We start from the raw sequence: 17,981 nt of genomic DNA, 5'->3' as shown, positions 1-17,981 counted from the left end.
TCTGACGGATCTGCCTTCGGTGCGCTTGCTCCCACGCGCCAGAAGGCTCTCGCGACGGATGGGGAGGAACTGCTCCCCATCCGTCCGCTCCGGCTCAGAACTGGTGCGCCTCGGTGGAGTCGTTCAGGGCGAGCGTGCTGGCATTGCCGCCGGAGATGACCTCGGCCACCTTGTCGAAGTAGCCGGTGCCCACCTCGCGCTGGTGGCGCGTGGCGGTGTAGCCGTCCTTCTCCGAGGCGAACTCCTTCTGCTGCAGCTCGGAGTAGGCCGCCATGCCGCGGTCCTTGTACTGGCGCGCCAGCTCGTACATGCCGTGGTTGAGCGCGTGGAAGCCCGCCAGGGTGACGAACTGGAACTTGTAGCCCATGGCTCCCAGCTCGCGCTGGAACTTCCCGATGGTCGCGTCGTCCAGGTGCTTCTTCCAGTTGAACGACGGCGAGCAGTTGTACGCGAGCAGCTTGCCGGGGTACTTCGCGTGGATGCCCTCGGCGAACTTCTTCGCCTGCTTCAGGTCCGGGGTGCTCGTCTCGCACCAGATGAGGTCCGCGTACGGCGCGTAGGCCAGGCCCCGGGCGATGGCGCAGTCCACTCCCCCTCGCAGTTGGTAGAAGCCCTCGGCGGTGCGGGCCGCCTTGCGGTCGATGAAGGCATGGTCGTACTCGTCCGCGTCGCTCATAAGTAGCTTGGCGCTGTCGGCGTCCGTGCGCGCCACCAGCAGCGTGGACACGCCCATCACATCCGCCGCCAGCCGCGCCGCCGTGAGCGTGCGGATGAACTGGCTCGTCGGCACCAGCACCTTGCCTCCCATGTGGCCGCACTTCTTCTCGCTGGCGAGCTGATCCTCGAAGTGCACGCCCGCGGCACCCGCCTCGATCATCGCCTTCATCAACTCATAGGCGTTGAGCGGCCCGCCAAAGCCGGCCTCCGCGTCCGCGATGATGGGGGCGAACCAGTGCACGTCCTTCTTGCCTTCGGAGTGGTCGATCTGATCCGCGCGGCGCAAGGCGGCGTTGATGCGGCGCACCACGTTGGGCACGCTGTCCACCGGGTAGAGGCTCTGGTCCGGGTACATCTGCCCGGCGGTGTTGGCGTCGGCGGCCACCTGCCAGCCCGACAGGTAGATGGCCTGGAGACCCGCGCGCACCATCTGCACCGCCTGGTTGCCCGTGAGCGCGCCGAGCGCGGCCACGAAGTCCTGGGTGTGCAACAGCTCCCACAGCCGACGGGCCCCCATCTCGGCCAGGGTGTGGGTGACGCGAATGGAGCCGCGCAGCTTGTCCACGTCCGCTTCCGAATAGGTGCGCTTGATGCCCTCGAACCGCTGGGCATGCAGCCTGGCGTGGGGCGAGGCGTCGTTCTTCATCGTCAGGGCGTCGTACATGTCGGGCTCCTGTCTTCCTCTGCGAGCGGTGGGACGGCGAAGACCCCGGGTGAACAGCCCCTGTCCTGCAGGCCGAGGCCTTTGTCGTGGTGCGTTGTAAAAAGCGCAGCGCGTCAGAATGTGCGCCTCCCCCGAGTGAAAGGGAAGACCCCCCCGAACCAATTGACGGGGATGTAGGGCTGTCAACAGGACGGCCATTAAAACTGTAAATCCACCGACCCGGGGAAGGTCCCCAGGGGACGGGCTGTCTCGCGGGGGTGCTCGGAGGCGCTTCGCGTCCAGGACCGCGACATGACGTCAGAGGTCAGGTGCATGATGGGCGCATGCACTCGGAATACGCGAAGCAGGGGAGGGGAGCGCCCATGTCACCAGAGAGGCCACTGCATCTCGGAGCCATGGAGGACCCGCGTTCACGGCGGGAGGCGTTGTACGCGGCGCTGGAGGAGCTTCCACCCAACGTCATGGGTGAGATCATCGGAGGTGAGCTGTTCGTGTGTCCCCGGCCAGCCTCTCCGCACGCTCGGGCGGCGTCCTTGCTGGGAGGCGAGCTGGTCGGCCCCTTCGATCGAGGGCGGGGTGGGCCGGGTGGCTGGGTCCTCCTGGATGCGCCGGAACTGCACCTGGGTCAGGACGTCGTGGTGCCGGACCTCACGGGCTGGCGCCGGAAGCGGATGCCCGAGATGCCCCATGTGGCGGCCTTCACCCTCGTACCAGACTGGGTCTGTGAAGTGCTCTCCCCATCCACGGCCGCGCTGGACCGGGCCCGGAAGATGACGGTGTATGCCCGTGAGGGAGTCGGGCACCTGTGGCTCGTGGACCCGGTGCTCCAGACCCTGGAGGTGTACCGGCGGGAGCTCGGGGGCTGGTTCGTCCTGGGCACGCACGTGGGCGAGGCGCGGGTGCGCGCCGAACCCTTCGAGGCACTGGAGCTGGAATTGAGCGCGCTCTGGGCGCGGTGAGCCTCAGGGCAGCTTGGGACGGATGGGGCGGGGCGCGTCCGGGTTGACGTCGAGCAGGCGCACCTCGTCGCCCTCGCGCACCGTGCCTCCGCGCAGCACCCGGGCGAGCTGGCCACGCTGGCCCCAGGACTCCTTGAGCAGGCCCGGGCGGATGCGCTCCAGCTTCGAGCACGGCACGCACGGCTCGGTCAGCTCCACCACCACCTCGGCGCCGAGCGCCATCCGTTGGCCCGCGGGCAGTGACTCCAGCGGAACGCCGGAGAGGACGACGTTCTCCTTGAGTTCGCCCACCGACAGCCGCAGGGCCTCCGAGGATGCCGCGTCCAGCAGCAGCAGCTGGCGCTTGCCGTTGGGCTTCTTCTTGCCGTGACGGTCTCCCACGAAGCCCCGGCCCTCCACCGCTTGGGCCTCGGGGACGCGCTTCATGGGAGTTCCCCGCTCCTGGGCGAGCAGCAGGGCGCGGATGGTGCCGGAAGGAGTGTCCACTTCCCGCAATCCTGTGCCGCCGCGTGCGCCGCCGCAACACGTACGCGCGTCCACGGTGTTATCGCACCGCTGAGGAGGCATCCATTCATGAGTCAAGACAAGGTTCGCATCGAGAAAGACACCTTCGGCCCCATCGAGGTGCCGGCCGACCGCTTGTGGGGCGCACAGACGCAGCGCAGCCGGCAGAACTTCGCCATCTCCACCGAGCGCATGCCCCTGGCCCTCATCCGCGCCCTGGTGCTGGTGAAGAAGGCCGCCGCGATCGTCAACCAGGAGAATGGTTCGCTGCCCCGCGACAAGGGCGAGGCCATCGTGAAGGCCGCCAACGAGGTGCTCGACGGCCAGCATGACGAGGAGTTCCCCCTCATCGTCTGGCAGACGGGCAGCGGCACCCAGACGAACATGAACGTCAACGAGGTGCTGGCCAACCGCGCCTCCGAGCTGATGGGCGGCGAGCGCGGCGAGGCGCGCCGGGTTCATCCCAATGACGACGTCAACAAGGGGCAGAGCTCCAACGACGTCTTCCCCACCGCCATGAGCGTGGCCGCGGCCGAGGCCGTGGTGCGCAACGTGCTCCCCGAGCTCATCGCCCTGCGCGACGTGCTCGCCGAGCGCGCCGAGCGCTTCCGGGACATCGTGAAGATTGGCCGTACCCACCTGCAGGACGCCACGCCGCTCACGCTCGGCCAGGAGTTCAGCGGCTACGTGGCCCAGCTCGAGCAGGCGCGCAAGCACCTGGAGGCCACGCTGCCGCACCTGTCGGAGCTGGCCCTCGGAGGCACCGCCGTGGGCACCGGCCTCAACGCCCCCAAGGGCTTCGCCGAGCGCGTGGCCGAGGAACTCGCCCGCCTCACCGGCCACCCCTTCGTCACCGCGCCCAACAAGTTCGAGGCGCTCGCGGCCAATGACGCGCTGGTGCACGCGCACGGCGCGCTCAAGGGCCTGGCCGCCGCGCTCTTCAAGATCGCCAACGACGTGCGCTGGCTCGCGTCGGGGCCGCGCTCGGGCATCGGGGAGATCACCATCCCCGAGAACGAGCCGGGCAGCTCCATCATGCCCGGCAAGGTCAACCCCACCCAGTCCGAGGCGCTCACCATGCTGTGCGCCCAGGTCATGGGCAACGACGTGGCCATCTCCCTGGGCGGCGCGTCCGGCAACTTCGAGCTCAACGTCTTCAAGCCGCTCATCATCCACAACTTCCTGCAGAGCTGCCGCCTGCTCGCCGACGGCATGCGCAGCTTCCGGCTGCACTGCGCGGTGGGCATCGAGCCCAACCGGCCCCGGCTCCAGGAGAACCTGGAGCGTTCCTTGATGCTCGTCACCGCGCTCAACCCGCACATCGGCTACGACAACGCGGCGAAGATCGCCAAGAAGGCCCACAAGGAGGGCAAGACGCTCAAGGAGACCGCCGTGGAGCTGGGCCTGCTCACCGCCGAGCAGTTCGATCAGTGGGTGCGCCCGGAGAAGATGACCGGCAACCTGTAGGCCCCGTCCGCCACGCGCGGCCACTCGTCCTCTCGCCTGGGTTTCAGGGGGGCTCCAGTTCCGGGTCCTCCATCGCCGTCACGCCCACGCCTGGTGCCCTCTGTCGGGAGAGCGCCAGGCGCGGAGCAGGGCGAGCAATGCCCGGAGAGGGAAGACATGATCGAGAGCGGCAAGCGACAGCCCGTGGAGCGGGGGTCCCTCGCGGGGAGGTTGGCGGAAGAGGGCACTCCGAGGTGGTTCGTGAGTCCCAGGCGCCCGGGTGTATCGGACGCGCATGACGGCTCCTCCTCCCGTCCCTTCCCCAGCATCCGCGAGGCGCTCCGCGCCGCGAGCCCTGGTGACGTCATCCTGATCCGGGCGGGCACCTATGAGGAACATCTCGTCCTGGACAAGGGCCTGGCCAGGGCAGGCACCCCGGAGGCGCCCATCCTCCTGCGTGGCGAGGGCATGCCGAAGCTGCGCGCCAGCAATCCGGAGCACCCCCTGATCCAGGTGCGGCTGCCCCACTGGCGCATCGAGGGCCTCGAGCTGGACATGGCCGGGAGCAGTGCCTGCGCCGTCAGCTTCAGTCATGCCACCCAGGGCTCGTGTCTGTCTCGCTGCGACGTGCACGGCGGGACGGGCTGCGGCCTCTCCACCCGCGAGGGGGCGGCCGGCGTCCTCATCGAGAACAACCACATCCATGACTTCCACCGGGAGCAGGCCGGTCACGGTTGCCACGGCGTGGTGATTCACGCCACCTCCCAGGGCATCACCCTGCGCGGCAATCACATCCACGACACCTCGGGTGACGCGGTGCAGTGCCTCCAGCCGGACGACGGGCGGACGCGGCCCGTCCGGGGCGTGCTCATCGAGGACAACACCCTCGAGTCGACTCTGGGCAGCGCGGTGAGCATCAAGACGAGCCATGAGATCATCGTGCGCGGCAACCGCATGCGGAACTTCCGCTGCTGCGAAGGCGGCTGGCGCGGAGGGGATGCGATCCTCGTCCACTACTCGGCCTGGAACGTGCTCATCGAGCACAACCTCATCTCCGAGGCGGGTGGGGGCATCTGCGTGGGCGGCTTGAAGGACGAGGGCATGCCGGACCCCAGCCGGATCGTGGTGCGCGACAACACCATTCGCGACATCCACCCCGAGCGGGCCAGGAACAATGATGCCGTCGGCATCCGCGTGAGCAACGCCAGCGATGTGCAGCTCCTCCACAACACCATCGGGCGGACGAGGGGCTTCGCGGTGAGCCTCGGCGAGGGCGGCGACGGCATCAGCCGTGGCGTCGAGGTGTTGGGGAACACGATGATCGCCGCCCGGCTCGTCCGGTTGGGGCTGGATCGGCCAGGGCTCCAGATGAATCTCAACCGTTACTCCACGGGGGGCCTGTTCGACGCGGGGGTCCTGGGGCAGACGCATGGACTCGCCGAGTGGCAGCGGTTCACGCGTCTGGATGCGGACTCCCTCCTGGAGGGCTGACGCCGCCGGTCAGTGCCCGGTGCGGCCCACCTGGCTCTGCTGGTAGGCCGAGCGGCGCATGTGGTGCAGGAAGCCGGTGGGGGTGATGCCGAGCCCGTCGCGGAAGGGGCTGAAGCGCAGGCGCTCCGGGTCCAGGGTGACTTCCTCGCGCAGGAAGATCTCCGCCAGGGGCCGCCAGGTGTGGGGCGCGTTCGAGTCCAGCGAGCAGGCCTCGAAGGTGAGCACAGCGGTGCCGGTGCTCATGGCTTCCTGGAGCCGCTCCACCCGCGAGCCCTGGCGCGGCGCGGCGTCACGCGGCGAGGTGAGCCGCAGCTTCACCCGGCCCACGCCCTCGACCCGGAAGGGCGCGATGCCGTAGTAGTCGTTCTCCAGGAAGTCGTGCACCCGGGTGGAGAGCACCGCGGGGGCGATCGTCCACATGTGGCGCATGGTGCTGAAGAGCAGATCCTGGTCACCGGGCACGGCGTCCTCGGTGATGTGGTTCTCGCGCAGGAAGCGCACCGCCGCCCCGAGGATGTCCGGCCACTCCTTGCCGTTGCGCCACATGGAGGTGGACAGCCGCACCAGGGCCGGGCCCGCCAGGCGCTGGCCCACGCTCAAGAGGGTGGGGCCGGCCAGCAGGGGAAGGACCTCGGCGCGCAGGCAGATGCCCTCGGCATGCAGGGAGCGGGCGTGACGCCGCTCGGCGATGGCTCGGAACGGAGGCCCCCACAAGGTGCCGACGGCTTTTCCCATCACTTCCCCCAACAGACCCATGTGGTGCCTCCCCTCGGGTGCGGAAACCAGAAAATGGGGAGGGGGGGGCGGTTTCGGCCAGTCTCCACCCCCGTTTTCCCCGGTCCACCCCTGCCTGCTCGTCGAACGGCCCGGGAGGCGGCGGGGCCGAGCGTGGGCTGGCGCACGGTCCACGAAGAACGCTGGGGCGTCCGGCACCGGAGCGGATTAGTGTTGGAGCGCCATGAACATTCCCCTCGTCATCGAGACCACCCATCGGGGTGAGCGCGCCTACGATCTCTACAGTCGGCTCCTCAAGGACCGCATCGTCATGCTGGGCACGCCGGTGAATGATGATGTGGCCAACATCATCGTCGCCCAGCTGCTCTTCCTCGAGTCCGAGGACCCCGACAAGGGCATCAGCCTCTACATCAACTCGCCGGGAGGCTCGGTGACGGCGGGCCTGGCCATCTACGACACGATGCAATACGTCAAGTGCCCCGTGTCGACCATCTGCATCGGGCAGGCGGCCTCCATGGGCGCGCTGCTGCTGCTCGCCGGGTCGCCGGGCAAGCGCTACGCGCTGCCCAACTCGCGCATCATGATTCACCAGCCGCTCGGTGGGGCCCAGGGCCAGGCGTCGGACATCGACATCCAGGCCAAGGAAATCCTCCGCCTGCGCTCGTACATCAATGGCCTGTTCGTGAAGCACACCGGCCACAACATCGAGCGCATCGAGAAGGACACCGAGCGCGACTACTTCATGAGCGCCGAGGAGGCCCGGCAGTACGGCCTCATCGACGAGGTGGTGTCCAAGCAGATCCTCTCGCCCGCTCCCTCCAAGGGCTAGCGCGGGAGCAGAGGGTCCGCCGCGCGCGGGGCCATGTCCACCTTTGAACGGCCATGGCCCCTCTCCGCTCCGTCGTCGCCCTCGTGTCGTTCTCCACCCTGCTGGGCCTGGGCTGTGCCGTGCGCACGCCCGAGCGCCGCATGGTTCCGGACACGCCCTCCACCGTCCAGCAGGAGGTGGGGTACGACGACGCCATCCGGCTCAGCCGCGACTACGCCGTCACCCAGGGCTATGAGGTGTCGGAGGTGGCCGAGGCCACGCAGGTGCGCCCCAACTACTGGCGGATCCGCTTCGGCCTCGCCCCGCGGGGCTCGGGCCGGCTGTTGGACCTGTCGTTCGACGCGGAGCAGCGCCGGGTGGTGGGTGCCACCGAACTGGGCGACACGGCCACGGGCGGGAGCGGCCCGGGCGACACGGGGGGTGGCCCCGGCCGGTGAGCCTCAGCGCAGCGACGCCAGGAAGCCCTTCACGTCCTGCTCGAAGCGGTCCGCCTCTTCCAGATAGGGGAAGTGCCCGCTCTTCTCGTACTCGAGGAAGGTGGCGCGGGGCAGGGACGCCGCCAGGGCCTTGAGGCTGGGCAGGCCGATGGAGGAGTCGTAGCGGCCGCCGATGACGAGCACCGGCGCGCTGACGCGCTCGGGCTGGGAGAAGCGGTACTGGGTGAGCTCGGTGGCGAACAGGGTGCGCGACAGCTCGCCCGTGTTGCGCAGGCCGCTCTCCATGTCCACCGCCTCCTGCTGTTGCAGGTACACGGCGTCGTGGAACTGCAGCCGGTTGAAGAAGGCCTGGGCATCCAGGCCGCGCAGGGCCTTCATCACCTGGGCATAGTCGGACGCGCTGCCCGCGGGATCCGTCACCGCGATGCGCCCGGGGTGCAGCCGCTCCAGCTCCTGCTTCCAGGTGGCGAAGGAGAAGGCCGCGTCCGACATGCCGCTCACGTACACCACGCCCACCACGCGCTCGGGGTAGCGCGCCGCGTACTCCAGGGCGAGCGTGGCGCCGAAGGAGTGGCCCATGAGCACCCAGCGCTCCACCTCCATCTCCTGCCGCAGCGCCTCCAGGTCGCGCAGCAGCACCTCCAGGGAGTAGGTGTTGTCCCAGGGGCGCTCGGAACGGCCGCAGCCGCGCTGGTCCAGGTACACCATGCGCTGGCCCTTCTCCAGGCGCGCGCCCATCAGCCGCGCGAAGCTGTAGCTGTTGTAGCCAGGGCCTCCGTGCAGGAAGAGCACCGGCGCCTGCCGGCGGGGGGCCTCGCCCGCCACGCGGTAGTACAGCCGCACGCCATTGACGACCTGCTGGTGCTCACCCGTGTCGAGCGGCTGGGACGCGCCGGAGGAGGCATGGTGGGTACATGCGACCACCAGCGCACACAAGAGGGCCCACCCGAGGACTTCGAGACGCGAGAAACGCATGGACGCTATCTGGCACCTCCCTCCCCGCCGTGCTCGGGGCGGATGTGGCAAGTGTCATCCTTTTTCGACGGAGGTGTTGGCCAGTGGACTAGGGAACGCGGGTAATGCGGTTTGTCTCTGGCGCGGAAAGTGGAGATTGTGCCTTGAGCCAGGACTCCAAGGCTTGCAGGTCCGTGGGTCCCCCCTTGCGCTCGGTGCCCTGGGTGAAGACGCGGAAGCCGTCTCCGCCCCCCGCCAGGAAGCTGCTCACCGTGACGCGGTAGTGACCCGCCGGCTCGATGGGGGCGCCGTGGAGCCGGAGGCTGGCCGGGTCCACCTTCTGGCCCACGGGCGCCGAGTCCTTCCACGTATAGGTGAAGCCGCGCGAGGGGTTGAGGATGCGCACGTGGTCGCCCACCCATTGCTCCTCGAGCAGCCGCCGCAGCTGCTCGCCGGTGAGCGTGAGCGTCACCAGGGAGTTGCCGAAGGGTTGCACGGTGAAGGCCTCGCCATAGGTGACGTCGCCCGCGGCGAGCTCACCGCGGATGCCCCCCGGGTTCATGAACGCCACCTGCGCGCCCGCCTCCTGTGTCGCCGCGAGCTGCGTGTCCGAGAGCAGGTTGCCCAGCGGGGACTCTCCCGAGGGCCACCGCCGCGCATCCGGTCCGCGCAGCGTCTGCTCCGCCCGCCCGAGCACGCGCTCGCGCAGGGGCGCGCTCAGCCGCTCATAGCGCTCCACCAACGCCCCCACCTCGGGGTCTCCCGCCCCCTCGCGCGTGACGATGACGTTGTGCGCGCGGCTGTCCACCACGTCGCCGCTCGCCGCGTCCAGCACGAGCTCCAGGTGGGTGATGAGCCGTCCGTAGGACGACGCGCTGGTGACGCGCTTGCCGTCGAGCACGCAGTTGTAGGCCTGGTGGGTGTGGGCGCTGAGGACGGCGTCCACCTCGGGATCCAACCGGTGGACGATGTCCACGATGGGGCCGGAGAGCCCCTCGCACCCGTCATAGGAGGCGCCGGGGCCGTTCTGTGTTCCCCCCTCGTGCACCAGCACGACGATGGCCCGCACGCCCTGCTTCCTCAGCTCGGGCACGAGCGCGTTGACCGTGTCCGCCTCGTCGAGGAAGCGCAGCCCCTGGATGCTGGTGGCGTCGACGATCTCCGGCGTGCCCTGGAGCGTCATGCCGATGAAGGCCACCTTCACGCCCTCGAACTCGCGCAGCGCGTAGGCGGGAAAGAGCGTGGCGCCCTTCGCGTCGATCACGTTGGCCGCGAGGAACTCGAAGCGCGCGCCCGCGAAGGGCTCCCGGCCCTGGCAACCCTCCACCGGGTGACAGCCGCCGTTGCGCATGCGCAGCAGCTCGGCGGTGCCCTCGTCGAACTCGTGATTGCCCACGCCGTGCAGCGCGAGCCCCATGAGGTTCATCGCCTCGATGGTGGGCTCGTCGTGGAACAGGGCGGAGAGCAGCGGGCTGGCGCCGATGAGATCTCCCGAGGACACCACCACGGGGGGGGCCGCCGAGGGCTCCGCGCGCAGGCGGGACAGATGCGCGGCGAGCCACGCCGCGCCTCCGGCCTCCACCCGCTCCGGCTTGCCCTCCACGAGCCGGCCGGTGCGCACCTCTCCCGCCGAGCCCGGCGGCGGCGCGAGGTTTCCATGAAAGTCATTGATGGCGAGGATGCGTGCGAGCACGGTCCTCCCGGCGGCGCCGCTTCCCGCCCGCGTGGTGGATGGCTGTCCTCCAGGCGGGTGGGCACAAGCGCAGAGGAGCGAGGCGAGCAGGGCCGCGAGGGACGCGAGGGGACGGGGGCGTGAACGGGGGAGCATGTGGCGCATGAGTCTGGCTTCTCGTGCGGACCCGGAGCGGGTTCGCACGTCTCCTGTTCCGCCGTTGTAGACTGGAGCCCGGGGAGGACAAAGCCATGCGAATCCGTTCGTCCATAGGTCGCGGCTTGCTCGCCGTGGGACTGCTGCTGCTGTTCTACGTGGGCATGATCGGGCTCGCCTTGGGGCTGCTCTCCCTGCCCTATGTGTTGCAAGCAGGCCCCCGCCTGCACACGCTGCTCACCGTGCTGTGCGTGGCGGCGGGGGGCGCGCTCCTCTGGAGCCTGGTTCCGCGGCTCGAGCGCTTCGAGCCTCCGGGTCTGCTGCTCACCGAGGCCGAGCACCCGCGGCTGTTCGCGATGATTCGCGACGTGGCCCGGCGCATGGACGCGCGCATGCCCGAGGACCTCTACCTCATCGCCGACGTCAACGCCTACGTGTCGCAGGTGGGCGGGGTGCTGGGGCTCGGTGGCCGGCGGGTGATGTGTCTGGGCATGGGGCTGTTCGCGGTGGACAACGTGTCGCAGTTGCGCGCGGCGGTGGCGCACGAGCTCGGCCACTTCCAGGGCGGGGACACGCGGCTGATGGGCGTGCTGTGCGCCACGCGCCAGGCGATGGCGCGCTCCCTGGAGTTGTTCGGGCGGGACGAGCACGCGCTCCTGCGCTGGCCCCTCGCGTGGATGTGCGGGACGTTCCTGCGCCTCACCCAGGCGCTCAGCCGGGAGCAGGAACTGGTGGCGGATGGCTGGAGCGTGCGCATCGCCGGCAAACAGGCGCATGTGTCGGGGCTGCGCTGGGAGGCGCTGCACGCCGCGGGCTACCGCCGCTTCCTCGAGCAGGAGGTGTGGCCCCTGGCCCACCGGGGCGTGGTGCCCGACAACCTCTTCGAGGGCTACCGGCGCTACCTCGCGAGCGCCGCCTGGCGCGAGAGCCTGGGGGAGTTGACGGCCGCGGCGTCCGAGCGCACCCCGTGCCCGTATGACTCGCACCCGAGCCTGGACGAGCGCGTCGCCTTCGCCGAGCGGTTCGATCTGCCGGACGTGCCCGTGGACGAGGCGCCCGCGTCCTCGCTCCTGTCGAACGTGGAGGCCCTGGAGCGCTGCTTCACCCAGCGGCTGTGGCCGCACGCGGTGGAGCTCATGTCGTGGACGGAGGCGGGCGCGCGCTGGAGCGTGTTGTGGAACGAGACGGCGAGCCGGGTGCAGGTCCGGGTGCCGGGCTTCTGTCTGGCGCGGGTGGTGGAGCTGCTCCAGGACGCGGCCGCGTGGGGGCCCTTCGCCGAGGCCATCCAGCCGCGGCTGGTGGGCTACCGGGCGCCGGATCGTGACGAGCGGGTGCTCGAGGTGGTGAGCCACGCGGCGAGCGCGTATCTGGCGAGCATCCTCGCCCAGCACGGCATGGTGTGGAGGACCTCGCCCGGAGAGCCCCTGCGGCTGGAGCGCGAGGGGGAGCCGGTGGACCCCACGGCCCTGGTGGAGGGCGTGCTGGAGGGACGGCTCGGCGTCGAGGCGGTGGAGGGTTTGTGCGCGCGGCTCGCGGTGGCGCGGGACGAGGCGTGGAGTGTCCGGGAGGAGGAGCGTGAGGAGGCCCTGGCACCCCTGGCGCCCGTGAAGGTGGAGCACGTGGGGGACGCGGTGACGGTGTGTGCTCCCTTCTCGCGCCTGGGTCTGCCGCACTGCTGCGCCCTCTGTGGGGGCGACATCTGCCGCCACGTGCAGACGCGCTTCCACGTGGGCGGGGTGCTGAGCGACGACGGCGACATCACCATCGAGGTGCCCGTCTGCCAGACGCACGCGCTCCAGCCGCACAAGGCCTTCAAGGTCCGCCGCTACGAGCAGGCCTCGGACCTCATCACGCTCGAGGTGCCCTCGCTCGAGTACGCCCGGCTCATCCAGCGCAGCAATGCTTGAAGCGGGCGGGCGGACGAGCGCTCGTTCCGCTCGTCTCGTTCCCAGCGCGGGCGGGAATGCGCAGCTTGGTTTCTCGAGGAGGGGTACATGCCAGAGAAGCCGACGACCACGCCGGGGGCCCCGGTGAAGGAGCCGGAGCCCAGGAAGGCTCCGCGTGAGGAGCCCGTGCAGCCTCCGCCGGAGATCGAACCGCCCAAGCCCCAGACGCCGGAGATCGAGCCGCCCCGGCGCGAGCCGCCCGTGACCGAGCCGGGCCGCACGCCCGAGCCGGAGATCAAACCGCCCGGCATTCACGAGCCGCCGGATCCGAACAAGCAGCCTCCGGGCGTTCCGGGCATCATCGCGTAGCCGTCACTCGCCGCCGCCGCCCTTGGCGTACAGGGCTTCGATCACCTGGGCGTAGTTCTGGCTGACGACGTGGCGGCGCACCTTGAGGGTGGGCGTCAACTCGTTGCGCTCCAGGGTGAAGTCCTGGGGGAGGATGACGAACTTGCGGATGGACTCCGCGCGCGACACCGAGCGGTTGGCGGCCTCGATGGCGCCCTCCACCTCGGCGCGCAGCGTGGGGTCCTCCGCGAGCGCCTCCACCGTCTGGCCTTCCTTGCCGTTCTTCTTCGCCCACTGCTTGAAGGCGCCGGCGTCGAGCGTGACGAGCGCGGCGACGAAGGGCTTGCCCTCGCCCACCACCATGGCCTGGCTGACGAGCGGGTTCTCCCGGATGCGATCCTCCAGGGGGCCGGGCGCCACGTTCTTGCCCGCCGCGGTGACGAGGATCTCCTTCTTGCGGCCGGTGATGCGCAGGAAGCCCTGGGCATCCAGGCTCCCCAGGTCTCCCGTCTGCAACCACCCGTCCGGGCTGACGGTGCGCCGCGTGGCCTCCTCGTTCTGGAAGTAGCCCCGGAACACCTGCGGGCCCTTGACGACGATCTCCCCGTCCTCGGCGATGCGCACGGTGGTGCCGGGCACGGGCTGCCCCACGGTGCCGGGCCGGGCGGCCGCGGGCGCGTTGAGCGTGAGCACGGGGCTCGTCTCGGTCATGCCGTAGCCCTCGAGCACCTGCACGCCCACGCCCCGGTAGAAGTGGTTCAACCGCTCGGGCAGCGGTCCGCCTCCCGACACGATGAAGCGCAGCTGGCCGCCGAGAATGCCTCGCAGGGTGCGGTACACGAGCCGGTCGAACACGCCGTGCTGGAGCCGGGTGAGGAGCGAGGCCCCGCCGCCGACGCTCTCGCGCGAGTAGCGCACGGCCGCGTCCGTGGCGAGGTCGAACACGCGCACCTTGCCGGACTGCTCGGCCTTCTGCCTCGCCGTCTGGAACACCTTCTCCAGCACGCGCGGCACCGTGCCGAACCACGTGGGCCTCACCAGCGACAGCTCCTCCACGAGCTTGTTGGGGCTGCTGGCGAAGGCCACCGTCAGGCCCTTCTCCACGGAGGCGAGGAACAAGATCTTCGCCAGCGCGTGCGCCAGGGGCAGGAACAAGAGCGTGCGATCCTGCTCGGTGATGACGTCCCGGGCATGCTCCATCACCTGCAGGACGTTGGCGCGCAGGTTGCCGTGCGTCAGCTCGCAGCCCCGGGGCCGCCCGGTGGTGCCCGAGGTGTAGATGAGGGTGGCCAGGTGCTCCGCGCGCAACCGCGACAGCCGCTCCTCCAGCCGTGCCTCCTCCACCCCCTCGCCCTGCCGCCGCAGCTCCTCGAGCGCTCCCTTCTCGATCACGAAGGTGTGACGGCAGTCCGGCAGCCGCTCCGCGCACGCGCGCTGGTGGGCGTGCAGGGCGTCCGTCTCGAAGAAGGCCGCCACCGCTCCGCTGTTGTGGAGGATCCACTCCACCTGCTCCGCGGAGGACGTCTCGTAGATGGGCACCGTGGTGGCGCCGGTGGCGAGGATGGCGTAGTCGATCAGCGGCCACTCCACGCGCGTCTTCGACATCAACGCCACGCGCTGGCCCGGCTCCACGCCCAGGGCGATGAGGCCCCGCGCCAGCCCGCGCACCGTGCGCACCGCCTCCGCGGCGGTGATGGGCTCGAACCGCTCTCCCACCCGGCGCGAGAACAACACCCGGTCCGGACGCAGGCGGGCGTGCTCCAACAGCGGCTGGAGCAGATGCGCCTCGGGCGCGAGCGCGACCTGCCCCTTACCCACGATTTCCTTGATTTGCGCGTTGTCGCTCATGAGCGGCGGAACCTACTACGCTCCGCGTCAAACCGGGACCGATAACGAGGCCCCACGAGGGGCTGGAAGGCACGCGAGCCCCGTCCGGGATTCGCACGGAACACGGGGCGGATGAGCCCCAGTCATCGCGGCGCCAAGGACTTTAAGGTGGGGTGGGAGGGGGACTCGCGTTAGCTTCAGCGCGTGGACAGGGAACTCATCATCCTCGTCGTCGGCGCGGTGCTGTGCCTCGGCGTGCTCTATTGGATGTTGTCGGGCAACGAGGCCGGCCATCTGCGCACCCAGTACTTCCTCAGCGTGCGCCTGCCCCGGGACGAGGCGGAGAAGTCACTCGCGCGGCATCTGGCGGGCCTCCAGGAGCGCCATCCCGGCAAGTCCGAGGCCTGGTATCTGCGTCAGGTGCTCGCGGATCTGCGGCGCGATCGCCGCTGAGCCTTCACGGCGGCCCTTGAGGGAGCCGATGAGGGAGCCGAGCGCTCTAGCGGGTGCCCGTCGCGCAGCGGGTCATCATCGTCTGCAGCTCCTGGCGGGTGCGCGCCAGCTCCTCGCGCCGCAGGTCCGCGCGCAGCGCGTTGGACAGCGAGCGGGCCAGGGTCTTCACCGCGCTCAGCTCGTCGGCGGACCAGCGGCGCTCCTTCTGGCAGTCATCCAGGCGCAGCACGCCCCACCAGCGGCCATTCACGGTGCCCACGTTGATGGGGCACAGCAGCACCGACTGCACGCCCTGGGCCTCCAGGTTCACCAGCAGCGGCCCCTGGATGTTGCGCACCAGCTCCCAGACGGGCTGGCCGCGCGAGAGGATCTCCACCCAGCCGGCCATCTGATCGCGCAGCGGGAAGGTCTGCATCAGCGGGGTGATGGAGCCCGCGGCCCACGCGTGGCGCAGGGGCGACAGGCGCTTGCCCGGCATCGTCGCGGTGCTGTTCTCGTACACCAGCGCCCGCTCCACCCCGAGCGCACGGCCCACCAGCTCGATGGCCGATTCCACCGCCGGGCCCGAGAAGCCCTGGTCCACCAGCAACTTCGCTGCCTCGGTCACCTTGGCGAACGCTTCGATCGACATCGCTGTCCCCACTCCAGCTGAAGAACGCCGGGTCCTGGCCTCCAACCGTTTGGAGTGCCGCCCTGGCGAACAACCATGCTCCCATTGAACAATCAAATCACCCGGTTTGTCAATGATACCGTGAAATTCAAGCGAGCCGGGAAACTGTTCACGCTCGGAGGAAGGAAGGAGACGGGGGGTGCGGACAACATGTCGTGCCTGCTCGCACACTTGCCCATCGGAAGAGGGGCGGGGTGGGCTTCCGGGCTGGGGAGACGTTCATAGCTTCACCCGGCCATGGAACTGGACACCTCATCATCTGCCGCGGCCTCGACTGCGGCGCGCTGGGAAGCGCCCGACACGGGCAACGAACTGCACGAGATGCGGGGGCCGGTGGTGCTGCCCCCGGGGTTCGAGGCCTTCAACCATGCGCTCTATCAGTCCACGCGCCTGCGGATGGAGCCGGGGCACGGCGTGGAGCTGGTGAAGAACGGCGTCATCTTCGATCAGATCTGCGAGACCATCCGCCAGGCGACCGAGTCGGTGCACATCCTCGTCTTCATCTGGCGGCCGAGTGAGCCGTCGGATCGGATTGTCGAGGCGTTGTGCGAGCGGGCGCGGGCGGGGGTGGCGTGCCGGGTCATCGTGGATCCGGTGGGCAGCGAGGAGGTGAATGGCGAGCACGACTTCAATCCGCGAGTGGAGCAGCGCCTGCGCGAGGGGGGCGTCGAGGTGCACTACTTCCGGCCGCTGTCGGGCCGGTGGCTGGGCCGGCTCTTCGGGCGCACCCACCACAAGCTCGTCATCGTGGACGGGAAGGTGGGGTTCACGGGGGGCTTCGGCATCTGGAAGTCCTGGCAGGGAGATGGCCAGTGCCCCGAGGAGTGGCGCGATACCAACGTGCGCGTGGAGGGGCCCACGGTGCGCGAGATGCAGCTGGCCTTCGCGCGCTCGTGGCAGGAGTGCGGCGGGGCGCTGCTGCCGGAGAGCTGCTTTCCGCGAGTCCCCTGGGGAGGGGAGGCGCACGCGGCGTTCGTGGAGAGCGCGGGCGTGTCTGGCATTTCCGACGCCGAGCGCATGCTGCGCATGGTCTTCGCCGCCGCGCGCGAGCGGCTGTGGATCTCCAATGCCTACTTCACGCCGCCCAATGCCATCCTCGACCAGCTCCTGGAGAAGCGGAAGCAGGGGGTGGACGTGCGCGTGCTCGCGGCGGGGCCGGTGCATGACTGGCGGATCGTCCGCGCCTCGCAGCGCGCCACCTACGAGAAGCTGCTCGAGGGCGGCATCCGCATCTGGGAGTACCAGCCCTCCATGCTGCACTCCAAGACGGTGCTCGCGGACGACTGGTTGAGCGTGGTGGGCTCGACGAACATGGATGCCCTGTCGCTGCACCGCATGCGCGAGGGCTCGCTCGTGGTGGCGGACCGGCGCCTGGCGTCCCACCTGGAAGAAACCTGGGCGCAGGACATGGAGTGCGCGGAGGAGATCACCCTCCAGCGCCGGGGCCGCACCAACCCGTGGCGGCGCTTCGCGCGGCGGGTGACGCAACTGCTCGCGGCGGATCGCTGACGGCTCACCGGTGGGTGCTCACGCCCACCTGCTGGCACATGGACAGGACGGGGCAGGTGGAGCACCGGGGCCGGGTCCCGGTGCATACGTGCTTGCCGAAGGGAACGAGCAGCCGGTTGAGCTCCACCCAGTGGGCCCGGGGCAGCTTCGCCTCCAGCGCGGCGAGGGTCTGCTCGGGCGAGCGCGTGCGCACGTAGCCCCAGCGGTTGGTCACCCGGTGCACGTGCACGTCCACGCTGATGTACGTCTGGCCCGAGGCAATGCCCAACGCCAGGTGCGCGCACTTGGGGCCCACGCCCTTGAAGGACTGGAGCACCCGCGCGTCCGCCGGCAGCTCTCCTCCGAATTCCTCCACCGTGCGCACCGCGATGTCGTGGATCGTCCGCGCCTTGGGCTCGGGGAACGTCACCGGATGGATGAGGGCCTCGAGGCGCCCGGTGCCCAGCCGCCGCATCGCCTCGGGCGTGCGGGCCGTGGACAGCAGGCGCAGCGCGACGGGCAGGGACACCTCGTCGCGCGTGCGGATGGACAGGATGCAGGCCACGAGCTGCTCGAAGAGGCTCGCGTGGCCGCGCCCGGCCAGCTCGAACATGGCGGCGGCCGCGTGGCCCTGGATGGCTCCACGCACCCGCTCCAGCACGGACTCGATGTCGAAGGGCTGCTTGTGCGTGCCCGGTGAGGAACCGAGGCCCGGTTGTTCCATGCGCCACCTTCCCTTTCCCCA

Annotated in this window: 17 protein-coding genes; 9 read left to right on the top strand and 8 right to left on the bottom strand. The window is 69.9% G+C overall.

Translation table 11 applies throughout. The features are described from left to right. Window positions 1–94: 94 nt before the first annotated feature. Window positions 95–1,381, bottom strand: a complete 1,287-nt coding sequence (gene aceA, locus F0U63_RS43195; RefSeq protein ID WP_395840149.1) for an isocitrate lyase — start codon at window positions 1,379–1,381, stop codon at window positions 95–97. A 362-nt stretch (window positions 1,382–1,743) separates the two neighbouring features. Here aceA and F0U63_RS43190 point away from each other — a divergent pair, with 362 nt between their 5' ends. Next, a complete protein-coding gene (locus F0U63_RS43190) occupies window positions 1,744–2,340 on the top strand; it encodes a Uma2 family endonuclease (RefSeq protein ID WP_395840146.1) in 597 nt (198 codons plus the stop codon). Window positions 2,341–2,343: 3 nt separating this feature from the next. Here the strand turns inward: F0U63_RS43190 and F0U63_RS43185 are convergent, their stop codons facing one another. Beyond that, window positions 2,344–2,826 (bottom strand): MOSC domain-containing protein, encoded by a 483-nt coding sequence (locus F0U63_RS43185; RefSeq protein ID WP_395840143.1) that lies wholly within the window; start codon window positions 2,824–2,826, stop codon window positions 2,344–2,346. 87 nt (window positions 2,827–2,913) lie between these two features. On the opposite strand from F0U63_RS43185, the gene fumC reads away from it, so the two are divergent. Next, window positions 2,914–4,311 carry a class II fumarate hydratase gene (gene fumC, locus F0U63_RS43180; RefSeq protein ID WP_395840140.1) on the top strand — a complete coding sequence of 466 codons (1,398 nt, stop codon included), beginning with the start codon at window positions 2,914–2,916 and terminating at the stop codon, window positions 4,309–4,311. A 240-nt stretch (window positions 4,312–4,551) separates the two neighbouring features. After that, a complete protein-coding gene (locus tag F0U63_RS43175; protein WP_395840137.1) occupies window positions 4,552–5,781 on the top strand; it encodes a nitrous oxide reductase family maturation protein NosD in 1,230 nt (409 codons plus the stop codon). A 9-nt stretch (window positions 5,782–5,790) separates the two neighbouring features. On the opposite strand, the gene F0U63_RS43170 is transcribed toward F0U63_RS43175, so the two are convergent. Continuing rightward, entirely contained in the window at window positions 5,791–6,516 is a 726-nt protein-coding gene (locus tag F0U63_RS43170; RefSeq protein WP_395840134.1) for a hypothetical protein, read from the bottom strand. A gap of 223 nt (window positions 6,517–6,739) precedes the next feature. Here F0U63_RS43170 and clpP point away from each other — a divergent pair, with 223 nt between their 5' ends. Then, entirely contained in the window at window positions 6,740–7,345 is a 606-nt protein-coding gene (clpP, locus tag F0U63_RS43165) for an ATP-dependent Clp endopeptidase proteolytic subunit ClpP (protein ID WP_002622689.1), read from the top strand. Window positions 7,346–7,398: 53 nt separating this feature from the next. Beyond that, on the top strand, window positions 7,399–7,782 hold the full coding sequence (locus tag F0U63_RS43160; RefSeq protein WP_395840131.1) for a hypothetical protein: 384 nt from the start codon (window positions 7,399–7,401) through the stop codon (window positions 7,780–7,782). Window positions 7,783–7,785: 3 nt separating this feature from the next. On the opposite strand, the gene F0U63_RS43155 is transcribed toward F0U63_RS43160, so the two are convergent. After that, entirely contained in the window at window positions 7,786–8,757 is a 972-nt protein-coding gene (locus F0U63_RS43155) for an alpha/beta fold hydrolase (RefSeq protein WP_395840129.1), read from the bottom strand. A gap of 88 nt (window positions 8,758–8,845) precedes the next feature. Next, a complete protein-coding gene (locus F0U63_RS43150) occupies window positions 8,846–10,429 on the bottom strand; it encodes a bifunctional metallophosphatase/5'-nucleotidase (protein WP_395840127.1) in 1,584 nt (527 codons plus the stop codon). 230 nt (window positions 10,430–10,659) lie between these two features. Here F0U63_RS43150 and F0U63_RS43145 point away from each other — a divergent pair, with 230 nt between their 5' ends. Together F0U63_RS43145 and F0U63_RS43140 are read left to right on the top strand one after the other, a co-directional pair. Next, complete coding sequence (locus F0U63_RS43145) at window positions 10,660–12,471, top strand: M48 family metalloprotease (protein WP_395840125.1); 1,812 nt, start codon at window positions 10,660–10,662, stop codon at window positions 12,469–12,471. Window positions 12,472–12,558: 87 nt separating this feature from the next. Beyond that, a complete protein-coding gene (locus F0U63_RS43140; protein WP_395840123.1) occupies window positions 12,559–12,819 on the top strand; it encodes a hypothetical protein in 261 nt (86 codons plus the stop codon). Between the two features lie 3 nt (window positions 12,820–12,822). Here the strand turns inward: F0U63_RS43140 and F0U63_RS43135 are convergent, their stop codons facing one another. Continuing rightward, on the bottom strand, window positions 12,823–14,646 hold the full coding sequence (locus tag F0U63_RS43135) for an AMP-dependent synthetase/ligase (protein WP_395840121.1): 1,824 nt from the start codon (window positions 14,644–14,646) through the stop codon (window positions 12,823–12,825). A gap of 183 nt (window positions 14,647–14,829) precedes the next feature. Here F0U63_RS43135 and F0U63_RS43130 point away from each other — a divergent pair, with 183 nt between their 5' ends. Beyond that, window positions 14,830–15,078: a hypothetical protein gene (locus F0U63_RS43130; protein ID WP_395840118.1), complete on the top strand. Its 249-nt coding sequence runs from the start codon at window positions 14,830–14,832 to the stop codon at window positions 15,076–15,078. Between the two features lie 46 nt (window positions 15,079–15,124). Here the strand turns inward: F0U63_RS43130 and F0U63_RS43125 are convergent, their stop codons facing one another. Next, window positions 15,125–15,709: a GAF domain-containing protein gene (locus F0U63_RS43125; RefSeq protein WP_395840116.1), complete on the bottom strand. Its 585-nt coding sequence runs from the start codon at window positions 15,707–15,709 to the stop codon at window positions 15,125–15,127. Between the two features lie 276 nt (window positions 15,710–15,985). On the opposite strand from F0U63_RS43125, the gene F0U63_RS43120 reads away from it, so the two are divergent. Beyond that, entirely contained in the window at window positions 15,986–17,257 is a 1,272-nt protein-coding gene (locus F0U63_RS43120) for a phosphatidylserine/phosphatidylglycerophosphate/cardiolipin synthase family protein (RefSeq protein ID WP_395840113.1), read from the top strand. Between the two features lie 4 nt (window positions 17,258–17,261). Here the strand turns inward: F0U63_RS43120 and nth are convergent, their stop codons facing one another. Further along, window positions 17,262–17,960 (bottom strand): endonuclease III domain-containing protein, encoded by a 699-nt coding sequence (nth, locus tag F0U63_RS43115; RefSeq protein WP_395840111.1) that lies wholly within the window; start codon window positions 17,958–17,960, stop codon window positions 17,262–17,264. Window positions 17,961–17,981 lie beyond the last annotated feature (21 nt).

The sequence above is a fragment of the Cystobacter fuscus genome (assembly GCF_044360685.1).
Taxonomy (GTDB): Bacteria; Myxococcota; Myxococcia; order Myxococcales; family Myxococcaceae; genus Cystobacter; species Cystobacter fuscus_C.
The sequence above is the reverse complement of the archived record's forward strand: the minus strand, read 5'-3'. Positions and strand labels throughout refer to the sequence as shown.